This window comes from Pseudomonas citronellolis, from assembly GCF_900112375.1.
GTDB classification, from domain to species: Bacteria; Pseudomonadota; Gammaproteobacteria; order Pseudomonadales; family Pseudomonadaceae; genus Pseudomonas; species Pseudomonas citronellolis.
In genome coordinates, this window is sequence record NZ_FOLS01000032.1 from 1 (window position 1) to 13,403 (window position 13,403).

Annotated in this window: 14 protein-coding genes and 1 pseudogene; 10 read left to right on the forward strand and 5 right to left on the reverse strand. The window is 65.1% G+C overall.

The features are described from left to right. Positions 1-292: pseudogene (locus BM060_RS33050) on the forward strand (hypothetical protein); the annotation flags it as partial. Positions 293-416: 124 nt separating this feature from the next. On the opposite strand, the gene tyrS reads toward BM060_RS33050, so the two are convergent. After that, positions 417-1,616 (reverse strand): tyrosine--tRNA ligase, encoded by a 1,200-nt coding sequence (gene tyrS, locus BM060_RS25320; protein ID WP_074984260.1) that lies wholly within the window; start codon positions 1,614-1,616, stop codon positions 417-419. A 185-nt stretch (positions 1,617-1,801) separates the two neighbouring features. Between tyrS and BM060_RS25325 the strand changes: the two genes are divergently transcribed. Then, the gene (locus BM060_RS25325) at positions 1,802-3,256 is read left to right on the forward strand and encodes a peptidoglycan DD-metalloendopeptidase family protein (protein WP_074984263.1); all 1,455 of its coding nucleotides are present in this window, start codon (positions 1,802-1,804) and stop codon (positions 3,254-3,256) included. 3 nt (positions 3,257-3,259) lie between these two features. After that, a complete protein-coding gene (locus BM060_RS25330; protein ID WP_074984265.1) occupies positions 3,260-4,351 on the forward strand; it encodes an anhydro-N-acetylmuramic acid kinase in 1,092 nt (363 codons plus the stop codon). Positions 4,352-4,401: 50 nt separating this feature from the next. On the opposite strand, the gene erpA is transcribed toward BM060_RS25330, so the two are convergent. Then, entirely contained in the window at positions 4,402-4,752 is a 351-nt protein-coding gene (gene erpA, locus BM060_RS25335) for an iron-sulfur cluster insertion protein ErpA (RefSeq protein WP_009615673.1), read from the reverse strand. A gap of 146 nt (positions 4,753-4,898) precedes the next feature. Next, positions 4,899-5,933 carry an N-acetyl-gamma-glutamyl-phosphate reductase gene (gene argC, locus BM060_RS25340; protein WP_074984268.1) on the reverse strand — a complete coding sequence of 345 codons (1,035 nt, stop codon included), beginning with the start codon at positions 5,931-5,933 and terminating at the stop codon, positions 4,899-4,901. 188 nt (positions 5,934-6,121) lie between these two features. Here argC and hemJ point away from each other — a divergent pair, with 188 nt between their 5' ends. The 6 genes from hemJ (at position 6,122) to coq7 (ending at position 10,742) form a co-directional block, all read left to right on the forward strand. Further along, complete coding sequence (gene hemJ, locus BM060_RS25345; protein ID WP_174672427.1) at positions 6,122-6,544, forward strand: protoporphyrinogen oxidase HemJ; 423 nt, start codon at positions 6,122-6,124, stop codon at positions 6,542-6,544. A 19-nt stretch (positions 6,545-6,563) separates the two neighbouring features. Continuing rightward, positions 6,564-7,532, forward strand: a complete 969-nt coding sequence (locus BM060_RS25350; protein ID WP_043269222.1) for an NAD(P)H-dependent flavin oxidoreductase — start codon at positions 6,564-6,566, stop codon at positions 7,530-7,532. Positions 7,533-7,635: 103 nt separating this feature from the next. After that, complete coding sequence (locus tag BM060_RS25355) at positions 7,636-8,736, forward strand: DUF805 domain-containing protein (protein WP_074984273.1); 1,101 nt, start codon at positions 7,636-7,638, stop codon at positions 8,734-8,736. A 52-nt stretch (positions 8,737-8,788) separates the two neighbouring features. Further along, positions 8,789-9,580 carry an SDR family NAD(P)-dependent oxidoreductase gene (locus tag BM060_RS25360; RefSeq protein WP_074984275.1) on the forward strand — a complete coding sequence of 264 codons (792 nt, stop codon included), beginning with the start codon at positions 8,789-8,791 and terminating at the stop codon, positions 9,578-9,580. A gap of 77 nt (positions 9,581-9,657) precedes the next feature. Beyond that, positions 9,658-9,996: a histidine triad nucleotide-binding protein gene (locus BM060_RS25365; protein WP_009615667.1), complete on the forward strand. Its 339-nt coding sequence runs from the start codon at positions 9,658-9,660 to the stop codon at positions 9,994-9,996. Between the two features lie 98 nt (positions 9,997-10,094). Beyond that, positions 10,095-10,742: a 2-polyprenyl-3-methyl-6-methoxy-1,4-benzoquinone monooxygenase gene (coq7, locus tag BM060_RS25370; RefSeq protein WP_058073245.1), complete on the forward strand. Its 648-nt coding sequence runs from the start codon at positions 10,095-10,097 to the stop codon at positions 10,740-10,742. A gap of 149 nt (positions 10,743-10,891) precedes the next feature. Here coq7 and speD read toward each other — a convergent pair whose 3' ends face one another. Beyond that, positions 10,892-11,686: an adenosylmethionine decarboxylase gene (gene speD / locus BM060_RS25375; protein ID WP_009615665.1), complete on the reverse strand. Its 795-nt coding sequence runs from the start codon at positions 11,684-11,686 to the stop codon at positions 10,892-10,894. 222 nt (positions 11,687-11,908) lie between these two features. Next, positions 11,909-12,331, reverse strand: coding sequence for an OsmC family protein (locus BM060_RS25380; protein WP_009615662.1), 423 nt, complete (start codon positions 12,329-12,331; stop codon positions 11,909-11,911). A 358-nt stretch (positions 12,332-12,689) separates the two neighbouring features. On the opposite strand from BM060_RS25380, the gene crp reads away from it, so the two are divergent. Beyond that, positions 12,690-13,337, forward strand: a complete 648-nt coding sequence (gene crp, locus BM060_RS25385) for a cAMP-activated global transcriptional regulator CRP (protein ID WP_043269230.1) — start codon at positions 12,690-12,692, stop codon at positions 13,335-13,337. Positions 13,338-13,403: the final 66 nt, after the last annotated feature.

Sequence of the window (13,403 nt, forward strand, 5' to 3'; positions counted from 1 at the left end):
AAGCACCCACACGAATTGCTTGATTCAACTTGTTAAAGAGCAGTTGGTTGATTCTTTCGTCTCAACCGAGGCCGCGCATTCTACGCCAACCTCTTATTTCGTCAAGCGTTATTTTCAGAATTTTTCGTTCCTACTCAACCGCTTGCGCTGTCGATCGGCCGGAGCTTCTCGTCAGCGGGAGGCGCATTCTACAGCGATCAAACTCGCTGTCAAGCACCTCGGCGATCTTCCTTTTGGCTCGCTGCCGGAGCAGCTGTCGAACCCAAAGGCGGCGAGTGAATCACCGGCCTGATCACCACTCTCAACTTCTAACCCGCTTAAGTGCTTGATTTTCAAGCTCTTTCAGCGCTTCGTCGCTGGGAGTGGTGCGCATTATAGGGACTTCAGAATGCCCGTCAACACTTTTCTGAAAGTTTTCACTCGGCCAGCAAAGTGACCTTCGCGAACGCCTTCTTGCCGGCCTGCACTATATGAGTAGCACCGACCTTGAAGACGAAGCTGCGATCCACGGCATGGCCATCGATACGCACGCCACCAGCGCCCAGCAGGTCGCGAGCCACGGCGGAGTTCTTCACCAGACCGGCACGGTTCAGCACGGCGCCGATGGGAAGGTCCTCGGTGGCGGCCACTTCCACTTCCGGGATGTCTTCCGGCAGTTCGCCTTCCTTCAGGCGATTGCCTGCGGACTTGTGGGCATTGGCGGCGGCTTCTTCGCCATGGAAGCGGGCGACGATCTCTTCCGCCAGCTTGATCTTGACGTCACGCGGGTTGGCACCAGCCTCGACATCCTTGCGCAGGGCATTGATCTCGTCCATCGAGCGGAAGCTGAGCAGCTCGAAGTAACGCCACATCAAAGTGTCCGGAATGGAAACGAGCTTGCTGTACATGACACCCGGCGCTTCCTGAATGCCGATGTAGTTGCCCAGGGACTTGGACATCTTCTTCACGCCATCCAGGCCTTCCAGCAGCGGCATGGTCAGGATGCACTGCGGCTCCTGGTCATAGGCGCGCTGCAGCTCGCGCCCCATGAGCAGGTTGAACTTCTGGTCGGTACCGCCCAGCTCCACGTCGGCGCGCAGCGCCACCGAGTCGTAGCCCTGCACCAGCGGATAGAGGAACTCGTGGATGGCGATGGACTGATTGCTGGCATAGCGTTTGCTGAAGTCATCGCGCTCGAGCATACGGGCGACGGTGTACTGGGAGGCGAGACGAATGAAATCGGCCGGAGTCAGCTTGTCCATCCAGGTGGAGTTGAATGCCACCTCGGTCCTGGCCGGGTCGAGGATCTTGAAGACCTGGGATTTGTATGTCTCGGCGTTCTCCAGCACCTGCTCGCGGGTCAGCGGCGGACGGGTGGCGCTCTTGCCGCTGGGGTCGCCGATCATCCCGGTGAAGTCCCCGATGAGGAAGATCACCTGATGACCGAGGTCCTGGAACTGACGCAGCTTATTAATGAGGACGGTATGCCCGAGGTGCAGGTCCGGCGCGGTCGGGTCGAAACCCGCCTTGATCCGCAGTGGCTGGCCGCGCTTGAGCTTCTCGACCAGCTCAGCCTCCACCAGAAGTTCATCCGCACCACGCTTGATCAGCGCCAGCTGCTCTTCGACCGACTTCATCACAGTTCCCGTTCCGTTTTTCCGGCAATCAAAAGGGAACCAACCATACAAGATCGGGCACTAAAAACAAGTTTTGCCCGGCGTACGGGGAAATGGCGTCAAACCCTGGGCGATAGACTTGCTTCGAGGGGAATTTGGTTATATTTTAGGCAGTTATTTCACATTCCAAAAACACCACTCATGCCATGACGCAATCGAATCAGAAAGCGCCCTACTATCCGAAGAGCCATCTGCTGGCCGCAAGCGGTGTAGCAGCGCTCCTCAGCCTGGCTCTGCTGGTGTTCCCCTCGAGTGAAGTCGAGGCGAAGAAGACCACGCTCAATCTGGAGCTGGACGGCGGTTCCGACCGCATCATTCAGGAAAAGGACGACCTGCGAAGCCCGCAGGTCACCGAGAACAGCGATTCTCCCTTCGCACGGATCGAAGGGCAGAACGACGACAACCGCGCCGGAAAAGACGCGGAAGAAGAAAAGAAAGCACTCAAGGCTTCCAACGACACCCAACCCGCCACGCCCGCCGAACCGGCGTGGAAACGCGTGACCGTGGGCAAGGGCGACACCCTTTCCACCGTCTTCGCCAAGGCTGGCCTGCCGGCCGGCCTGGTGCACGACGTGCTGGCCAGCAGCAAGGACGCCAAGCAGTTCACCCGCCTGGACGTCGGCCACGAAGTCGAGTTCCTGATCAGCCCGCAAGGCGAGCTGCAGAGCCTACGCATCAAGCAGAGCGACCTGGAGACCATCAGCCTGAACAAGTCCGCCAAGGGCTATGCGTTCAAGCGCGACCTGGTCAAGCCGGATGTGCACACCGCCTACGCCCATGGCCGCATCGACAGCTCGCTGTTCACCGCGGGCAAGGAAGCCGGCCTGTCCCATGACCTGATCATGGCCCTGGCGAACATCTTCGGCTACGACATCGACTTCGCCCTCGACCTGCGCGAAGGCGACCAGTTCGACGTGATCTACGAGAAGAAGGTGGTCAACGGCCGCCAGGTGGACACCGGCAACATCCTCGCCGCGCGCTTCATCAACCGCGGCAAGGAATACACCGCGGTGCGCTTCACCAACAAGACCGGCAACACCAGCTACTACCGCGCCGACGGCACCAGCATGCGCAAGGCGTTCATCCGCACCCCGGTGGACTTCGCCCGCATCAGCTCGCGCTTCTCCATGGGGCGCCTGCACCCGATCCTGAACAAAATCCGCGCGCACAAGGGCGTCGACTACGCCGCGCCCATCGGCACGCCGATCAAGGCCACCGGCGACGGCAAGGTGCTCGAGGCCGGGCGCAAGGGCGGCTACGGCAACGCGGTGGTCATCCAGCACGGCTCGACCTACCAGACCGTCTACGGCCACATGAGCCGCTTCGCCAAGGGCATCCGCAGCGGCGTCGCGGTCAAGCAGGGGCAGATCATCGGCTACGTCGGCATGACCGGCCTGGCCACCGGCCCGCACCTGCACTACGAGTTCCATGTCAACGGCCAGTACGTCGACCCGCTGAGCGCCAAGCTGCCGATGGCCGACCCGCTGGCCGGCCCGGACCGCAAGCGTTTCCTGGCCCAGACCCAGCCGCTGATGGCGCGCATGGACCAGGAGAAGCCCACCTCCCTGGCCATGAACAAGCAACAAGAGCAGCAGCGCTGAGCCATGGCGCTCTACCTGGGAGTGATGTCCGGCACCAGCCTCGATGGCCTGGACATCGCCCTGGTCGAGCAGGGTGAGGATTCCACCACCCTGCTCGCTTCCCACTACCTGCCCATGCCCGCGGACCTGCGCGCCGAACTCCTGGCCCTGTGCGCCAGCGGCCCCGACGAGATCGCCCGCGGTGCCTGCGCCGAGAATGCCTGGGTACGGCTCGCCGCCCAGGGCATCCTGGAACTGCTGCAGCGCCAGCAACTGCCGCCGCAAGCCATCCGCGCCATCGGCAGCCACGGTCAGACCGTGCGCCACGAGCCGCAGCGCGGCTTCACCGTGCAGATCGACAATCCCGCCCTGCTCGCCGAGCTGACCGGCATCGACGTGGTGGCCGACTTCCGCCGCCGCGACCTGGCCGCAGGTGGCCAGGGCGCGCCGCTGGTCCCGGCCTTCCACCAGGCGCTGTTCGGCAACGAAAAGCTGCGAGCCGTATTGAACGTCGGCGGCTTCAGCAACATCTCGCTGCTCGCCCCGGGCGAGCCGGTACGCGGCTTCGACTGCGGACCGGGCAACGTGCTGCTGGACAGTTGGATCCACGACCAGCGCGGCGAATCCTATGACCGCGACGGCGCCTGGGCGGCCAGCGGCCAGGTGAATGACGAACTGCTGCAGCGCTTCCTCGCCGATGACTTCTTCGCCACCCGCGGACCGAAGAGCACCGGGCGCGAACGTTTCAACCTGCCCTGGCTGAAGGCGAAGCTGGCCGAAGGCCCCGTCCTGCCCGCCGAGGACGTGCAGGCCACCCTGCTGGAGCTCAGCGCCCGCAGCATCGCCGAATCCCTGCTGCACGCACAGCCGGGCTGCGAAGAAGTACTGGTATGCGGCGGCGGCGCCTTCAATGGCGCATTCATGGCGCGCCTGGCGGCGCACCTGCCCAGGGCGAAGGTGGCCAGTACTGCGGAATATGGCGTGGCGCCGGAATGGATGGAGGCCATGGCCTTCGCCTGGCTGGCGCACCGTTTCCTCCAGCGCCTGCCCGGCAACCGCCCGGAAGTCACAGGCGCGGCCGGGCCACGGATACTCGGCGCCCTCTACCCCGCCTGAACAAACGAAAACGCCGCGCAGATGCGCGGCGTTTCGTCATTACGGCCGACTCAGATCGAGAACGACTGTCCGCACCCGCAGGTGGTGGCGGCGTTCGGGTTCTTGATCACGAAGCGCGAACCTTCCAGGCCTTCCTGGTAGTCCACCTCGGCGCCGGCGAGGTACTGGAAGCTCATCGGGTCGACCACCAGGCTGACACCATCGCGTTCCACCACGGTGTCGTCGTCCGCGGTGTCCTCGTCGAAGGTGAAGCCGTACTGGAAGCCCGAGCAGCCGCCGCCGGTGACGAAGACGCGCAGTTTCAGACGCGGATTGCCTTCTTCGTCGATCAGCGTCTTCACCTTGTGCGCGGCCCCGTTGGAGAAGATCAGCGGGGTGGGGGTGAAGGTCTCGATGGTCATGTCAGATGTCTCCCGGCCGAAGCCGTACGTTACAACATTGCGGGCTATTATCCGCTTACCCGAGAAAAATGGTCAACTAAGCCAGGTCAATCCTTCGTCGAACATCCTTCGGGACGGGCTCCCGCAGCGGGAGCCCGGGGCCAACCTCAGGGCAGCAGGGCCACGTTGGACAGGCCGAGGCGCTCGTCCAGGCCGAAGAGGATGTTCATGTTCTGGATCGCCTGGCCGGAAGCGCCCTTGACCAGGTTGTCGATCACCGACAGCACCACCACCAGGTCGCCGCCCTGCGGACGGTGCACGGCGATGCGGCAGACGTTGGCGCCGCGCACGCTACGGGTCTCCGGGTGGCTGCCGGCCGGCATCACGTCGACGAAGGGTTCGTTGGCGTAACGCTCCTCGAACAGCTTCTGCAGGTCCACGCCGCGATCGGCCACCTGGGCGTAGAGGGTGGCGTGGATGCCGCGGATCATCGGCGTCAGGTGCGGAACGAAGGTCAGGCCGACATCGCCCTTGGCGGCGCGGCGCAGGCCCTGGCTGATTTCCGGCAGGTGGCGGTGGCCCTTGACCGAGTAGGCCATCATGCTCTCGCCGGCCTCGCAGAACAGCGAACCGACCTTGGCGCCGCGGCCGGCACCGCTGACGCCGGACTTGCAGTCGGCGATCAGCCGCGAGGTATCGACCAGGCCGGCTTCCAGCAGCGGGATGAAGCCCAGCTGGGCGGCGGTCGGGTAGCAGCCGGGCACGGCGATCAGGCGCGCCGATTTGATCGCCTCGCGGTTCACTTCCGGCAGGCCGTAGACGGCTGCGGGCAGCAGTTGCGGCGCGCCGTGGGGCTGGCCGTACCACTTGGCCCATTCCTCGGCATCCTGCAGGCGGAAGTCGGCGGACAGGTCGATGACGCGGGTGCCGGTGGCCAGCAGCTCGCCGGCCAGGGCATGGGCCACGCCGTGCGGGGTGGCGAAGAACACCACGTCGCAGGCGCCCAGGCGCTGCACGTCCGGCACGCTGAAGGACAGGTAGTCGTAGTGGCCTCGCAGGTTCGGGTACATCTCGGCGACCTTCACGCCCTCCTCGGAGCGCGAGGTGATCACCTCGACGCGCGCCTCGGGATGCTGGGCCAGCAAGCGCAGCAGCTCCACACCCGTGTAACCCGTACCACCTACGATACCGACCTTGATCATCTGTCCGTCACTCCGCCAATAAGGGGCTCACTCAGAACCGCCAATGATAAGAGCGCGGGCCCCGCATGAACAGGCCGAAGCGCCGCGGGCGACGAGTCGCCGGCAGGGGCGTGCGACTTCGCGGGGATGACGCTGGCACGGGGCTGCCACTACTATCAGCGCAACCGTGACCCGAGGAGCTATCGATGCTGTATCTGTGGATAAAGGCCCTGCACATAGTCGCAGTGGTCTGCTGGTTCGCCGGCCTGTTCTACCTGCCGCGCCTGTTCGTCTACCACGCCATGAGCGAGGACGCCGCCAGCCGCGAGCGCTTCCAGGTGATGGAGCGCAAGCTGTACCGCGGCATCATGGGCCCGTCGATGATCCTCACCATCCTCCTCGGCGCCTGGATGCTCTACCTGACCCCGGGCTGGCTAAGCCAGGGCTGGCTGCACGCCAAGCTGACCCTGGTGGTCCTGCTGATCGGCTACCACCACGCCTGCGGCGCCATGCTCAAGCGTTTCGCCCGTGGCGAGAACCGCCGCGGCCACGTGTTCTTCCGCTGGTTCAACGAAGTCCCTGTGCTTTTCCTGCTGGCCATCGTCATTCTGGTCGTGGTCAAACCTTTCTAAGTCCTGCCCGGAGCCTCCCATGTCCTTGCCCGCCCTGCTCGACCGCCGTCTGCGCCTGCCCCTGGTGGCGGCGCCCATGTTTCTGGTGTCCAACCCGCAACTGGTGCTGGCCTGCTGCCACAGCGGCATCGTCGGCAGCTTCCCGGCGCTGAACCAGCGCGAGAGCAGCGGCTTCAAGGCCTGGCTGGAAGAGATCGAGGCCGGCCTGGCCAACGCCCCGCAAGCGGCGCCCTACGCCGTGAACCTCATCGTCCACCACAGCAACCCGCGCCTGCAGGCGGACCTTGCGCTGTGCGTGGAGCACCGCGTGCCCATCGTCATCACCAGCCTGGGTGCGGTGCGCGAGGTGGTCGACGCGGTGCACAGCTATGGCGGCCTGGTGTTCCATGACGTGACCACTCGCCGCCATGCGGAGAAGGCCGCCGAAGCCGGGGTCGACGGGCTCATCGCGGTGGCCGCCGGCGCCGGTGGCCATGCCGGCACCTGGAGCCCCTTCGCACTGGTCGCGGAGATCCGCCAGTTCTTCGACAAGACGCTGCTGCTGGCGGGCTGCATCAACCGCGGGCACGAGATCCTGGCGGCGCAGATCCTCGGCGCCGACCTCGCCTACCTCGGCACGCGCTTCATTGCCACCCGCGAGAGCAACGCCTCCACCGCCTACAAGAAGATGCTGCTGGAAGCCCGCGCCGCCGACATCATCCACACCCCCGCGGTCTCCGGCGTGCCGGCCAGCTTCATGCGCCAGAGCCTGGAGGCCGCCGGCTTCGACATGGCGCGCCTGAACGAGAAGGGCGAGCTGAACTACGGCGAGAAACTCAAGCCGGTCAACGACGAGGCCAAGGCCTGGAAGACCGTCTGGTCCGCAGGCCAAGGCGTGGGCAACATCAGCGACCTGCCGTCGGTGGACGAGCTGGTGGCGCGCCTGGACCAGGAATACCGCGACGCGCTCCAGCGCGGCGGCGCCCTGCCCGGCCTGCTGCGCCCCTGAACGGGGCTCGCAAATCCACGCATGCTGGCTTGTTGCCCTCAGGGCCTGCGATTAGGCTGTAGCCAAAAGCTGCAGCCCAATCAACCGACAAGGACGCCCCTCGATGGATGAACCGCGCTACAAGATCGTGTTCGACGGCACGCTGATGCCGCAAACGCCACTGGAAACCGCCAAGGAGAACCTCGCCCGCCTGTTCAAGAGCGACCTGGCGCGCATCGAGGCGTTGTTCAGCGGGCAACTGGTCGTGCTCAAGCGCGACCTTTCCGAGGGCGAGGCCGACAAGTACCTGCAGGCCCTGCACAACGCCGGCGCCCAGGCGCGCAAGGAGTCCGACCTGGTATCCAGCCTGTCGCTGGTGGAGACCGAGGACCACCCCAGCGCCGAGACCCAAGCCGCGGAACAAGCGACCAGCGCCGAGCGGATGACCTGCCCGAAGTGCGGGCACGAGCAGGCCAAAGCCAGCGAGTGCAGCGCCTGCGGCATCATCATCGACAAGTACCTGGCGCGCCAGGCCGAGCTGTCCGCGACCCAGCCCATCGCCGCGGCGCCGGCCGCCACTGCCAGCTCCAGCTCCAGCAACGCTGTCCAATCGCCCTACGCTACCCCGCAGGCACCGGTCGGCGAGGCGCTGCCGGAATACGGCGAGCTGCAGTACTTCACAGTCCAGGGGCGCATCGGCCGCGTCCGCTACCTGGGCTGGAGCATGGGCATGATCCTCGCCATGATCCCGCTGTTCATCCTCTTCGCCGCCCTCACTGCGGCCTCCCAGACGCTGGGCGCCCTGGTGCTGATCGCCGCCTGCGTCGGCATGGTCGTGGTCAGCATCTTCTTCGGCGTCCAGCGCCTGCACGACATCGGCTGGTCCGGCTGGCTGTGGCTGCTCAACTTCGTGCCCGTGGTGGGCAGCGTCATGGCCCTGCTGATGCTGCTGGTGCCGGGCAGCGTCGGCGCCAACCGCTACGGCCCGCCACCGCCGCCGAACAGCCGTGGCGTGGTGGCCCTGGCCTGGGCGTCGATCCTGGTGCCCATCGTCGGCATCCTCGCCGCGATCGCCATCCCGGCCTACCAGGGCTATCTCACCCGCGCCCAGGAAGCGGCCTACAGCCAGGACCAGAGCTACGACCCGGCCGCGACCGCCGAGCCCCAGGCCTACGACGACGAGGACGCGGCCGCCGTCGAAACCGACGAGCCCTCGGAGCAATAGCCCACGGCAATGGGGCGCGCTAGAATCCGCGCCCCATTCCGGAGACCCATCGATGCCACGCTATGCCCTGATCACCGGCGCCTCCAGCGGTATCGGCCTCGCCCTGGCCGAGGCCCTGGCGCGCCGCGGCCAGGCCCTGATCCTGGTGGCGCGCCAGCGCGATGCCCTGGAAAGCATCGCCTACGAGCTGGCCCAGCGTTTCGGCGTGGACGTGCTGTTCCGTATCTGCGACCTGTCCGAGCCGCTGCAGCTGTCCGGGCTGCTGCATGAGCTGGAGCAGTCCGGCCGGCAGATCGAGCTGCTGGTGAACAATGCCGGCTTCGGCAGCGGCGGCGCCTTCGTCGAGCAGGACTGGTCCCGCGAGCAGGAGATGATCGAGCTCAACGTCCTCGCCCTGGCGCGCCTGTGCCACGCCATCGGCGGGCAGATGGCGCGCGGCGGCGGCGGGCAGATCCTCAACGTGGCATCGGTGGTCGGCTTCATGCCCGGCCCCTGGATGAGCAACTACTACGCCAGCAAGGCCTACGTCCTGCACCTGTCCGAAGCGCTGCGCTCCGAGCTCAAGCGCCACGGCGTCAAGGTCTCGGTGCTGTGCCCGGGGCCGACGCGCACGGCCTTCTTCCGCAATGCCAGCGTGGAGGCCGCCCGCCTGGACGGCAGCAAGCTGATGATGAGCCCCGAGGAAGTGGCGCTGATCACGGTGAAGGCCCTGCGGCGCAACAAGGCCATCATCATTCCCGGCTGGCGCAACCGCCTGATGGCCTGGAGCCCGCGCCTGGCGCCACGCTGGCTGGTGCGCTGGATCGCCGGGCGAGCCAACCGCTCGGTGTTGCCCAACCCGTAGCCCCAGCGCGCCAGGCTGGGTTCCCCGGCCGCGGCCGGCTAAACTGCGGACCATCGCCCCGTACCGGAGGACATCCCATGGACTGCCTGTTCTGCAAGATCGCCGCGGGGGAAATCCCGGCGCGCAAGCTCTACGAAGACGACCAGGTCATCGCCTTCCACGATATCGGCCCGCAGGCGCCGGTGCATTTCCTGGTGGTGCCGAAACGGCATATCGCCACCCTCAACGACTTGGAGGAAGCCGACAAGCCGCTGGCCGGGCACATCCTCCTCACCGCCCAGCGCCTGGCCGCCGAGCAGGGCTGCGCGGAAGGCTTCCGCGTGGTGATGAACTGCAACGACCTGGGCGGCCAGACCGTGCACCACATCCACATGCACGTCCTCGGCCAGCGCCAGATGCACTGGCCGCCGGGCTGAGCCGCCAAGCGCAGGGCGGCCATGCAGCCGCCCCGCCGCAAGACCTGTCATCGGCAATCCGTTAAACTGGCCGCTGTTTTCCCTTTCGGAGGTGCGCCATGTCCGCCGACCGTCACTACTCCCCCGCCGACCGCTTCCTGCTGCAGGCCGATGCCGCGCTGCGCACCCTGCTGCCCTTCAGCGGTCACCCGGCACGTCCGTCGCCGGCCATCGTGCAGCCCGACGCCGAGCTCGACGAAGCCGACAGCCGCCACATCGCCGGGCTGATGCGCATCAACCACACCGGCGAGGTCTGCGCCCAGGCGCTGTACCAGGGCCAGGCGCTGACGGCCAAGCTGCCGCACGTGCGCAAGGCCATGGAGGAAGCCGCCGACGAGGAGGTCGACCACCTGGCCTGGTGCGAACAGCGCATCCGCGAACTGGGCAGCCGCCCGAGCCTGCTCAACCCGCTGTTCTATGGCCTGTCCTTCGGCGTCGGCGCGGCGGCGGGGCTGATCAGCGACCGCATGAGCCTGGGCTTCGTCGCCGCCACCGAGGACCAGGTGTGCAAGCACCTCGACGAACACCTGGAACAACTGCCGGCCGAGGATCAGAAGAGCCGCGCCATCCTCGAACAGATGCGCATCGACGAGGAGCAGCACGCCAGCAACGCCATCGAGGCCGGCGGCCTGCGCTTCCCGGCGCCGGTCAAGTTCGGCATGACGCTGCTGTCCAAGGTGATGACCAAGACCACCTACCGCATCTAGGCTTCAGGCGAACAGCGCGACGAGCTCTTCGTAGGATCGAGGGGGACGCCTAGTTCTTGCTCGCGAACGACTCCGCGACGGGGCCGGTTCGCGAGCAAGCTCGCTCCTACAGGTGAGACCTATCCACGGCTTCGCTCTTGCCTGCCGCCTCAGTGCGGCATGTTGCGACCGTAGAAGATCTCCAGCATCTCGTGGCGGACGCGCTCTTCCACCTGCTTGCGCTGCTCCGGCGAGAGGTTGCTCGTGGCGTCGCCGAACAGGTAGTTGTCCAGGTCGAACTGCTTGAGCAGCATCTTGGTGTGGAACAGGTTCTCCTGGTACACGTTCACGTCGGTCATCTGGTAGGCCTCGTACGTGTCGTCGGAGAGGTAGTTCTGGATCGAGTTGATCTCGTGGTCGATGAAGTGCTTCTTGCCCTCCACGTCGCGGGTGAAGCCGCGCACGCGGTAGTCCACGGTGACGATGTCCGAGTCGAACTGGTGGATCAGGTAGTTGAGCGCCTTCAGCGGCGAGATCACCCCGCAGGTGGAGACGTCGATGTCCACCCGGAAGGTCGCGATGCCTTCCACCGGATGGATCTCCGGGTAGGTGTGCACGGTGATATGGCTCTTGTCCAGGTGCGCCAGGATGGTTTCCGGTAGCGGCCCGGGGGATTCCTCGATCTGGCTGTCGGTCGGGGTGACCGGCTGCTCGGAGATCAGGATGGTAACGCTGGCGCCTTGGGGGTCGTAGTCCTGACGGGCGATGTTCAGGATGTTGGCGCCGATGATGTCGACAACATCGGTTAGGATCTGCGTCAGGCGCTCGGCATCGTACTCTTCGTCGATGTACTGCACGTACGCCTGCTGGTCTTCCGGCGTCTCGGCGTAGCAGATGTCATAGATGTTGAAGCTCAAGGTCTTCGTCAGGTTGTTGAACCCGTGGAGCTTGAGTTTGCTTTTCACCGTGGGGGAACTCTCTTCAATGCGGCTCTGCCGCGTGGTTGAGCATGCCCGTCAGATGCTTACGGCGCACCTGCGTAGGACGGTTTACACCTCTTCGCGTTGGCGATTGTGGTTGCTTGGTTTGGGGCCTGGCCCCGAAAAAAGGTGGCGCATTATGCAGAGGTCGGGCGACCTCTGCCAGCCTTTACGCCACCGCCATGACGATCCCGTGACGAGAGGATGTCAGCCGAGCTCGACGATCTCGTAGTCGTGGGTGATCTCCACGCCCGCGCGGCCGAGCATGATCGAGGCCGAGCAGTACTTCTCCGCCGACAGCTCGACGGCGCGCTTGACCTGGGCTTCCTTCAGGCCACGGCCCTTGACCACGAAGTGCACGTGGATCCTGGTGAACACCTTCGGGTCCTCGCCGGCGCGATCGGCCTCGAGGAAGGCCTCGCAGCTCTCCACCGGCTGGCGGCCCTTCTTCAGGATGCTGACCACGTCGAAGTTGGTGCAGCCGCCCAGGCCGAGCAGCAGCATCTCCATCGGGCGCACGCCCAGGTTGCGGCCACCGGCATCGGGCGGACCGTCCATCACCACCACATGACCGCTGCCGGATTCACCGAGGAACATGGCCTCGCCGGCCCACTGGATTCTCGCTTTCATGCAAAGGCTTCCGCCGGAAAAAAGGGGGCGACAGCTTATCACAAGGCCTGGAATGCCCGGCGATGTTGACCAGGTCTCAATTCGAGCCCTGACACCTTAACGTTCTATTATGCTGGCGTCATTTTACTGGCACACTCACGAGGTTAAATTGACAGCCCGACCAGCTTTTGATTGTCGGCGCCAGAACGTCTGTTTAAGCTCTTGCCATTAAAAAAGACCGCCAGCCATCGAGCTGCGGCACCGATGCTCGGGGGAGAGCGTCGTAACGTCACGGTAAGCCAGCCAGGGACGACACATAACAACTCGACAAAAGCGCCTGTCGTGCACAGGGCCATTCTTATAATTTCGGGACTCGGGCATGGTAGCTATTACCCTTACACCCAAACACAAAAACCTCGACAAGTTGCTCGCACACTGTCACCGCCGCCGCTACACCCCAAAGAGCACCATCATCTACGCTGGGGATCGTTGCGAAAGCCTGTTCTTCATCATCAAGGGCTCGGTCACCGTCCTGATCGAGGACGACGACGGTCGGGAAATGATCATCGGCTACCTCAACAGCGGCGATTTCTTCGGCGAGATGGGGCTGTTCGAGAAGGACGGCAGCGCCGCCCAGGAACGCAGCGCCTGGGTTCGCGCCAAGGGTGAATGCGAGGTCGCCGAGATCAGCTACACCAAGTTCCGCGAACTCTGCCTGCAGGATCCGGAGATCCTCCTCACCCTCGGCAGCCAGATGGCCGAGCGCCTGCGCAAGACCACGCGCAAGGTCGGCGACCTGGCCTTCCTCGACGTCACCGGGCGCGTCGCCCGCACCCTGCTGGACCTGTGCCAGCAGCCGGATGCCATGACCCACCCCGACGGCATGCAGATCAAGATCACCCGCCAGGAAATCGGCCGTATCGTCGGCTGCTCCCGGGAGATGGTCGGCCGCGTGCTGAAGAGCCTGGAGGAGCAGGGCCTGGTGCACGTGAAGGGCAAGACCATGGTGGTATTCGGCACCCGCTGAAGCCCGGACTTCAAGGTGTAATGCCATTCACTTGAGAAAGAACGCCGTTTCCCTGCATGGGGAACG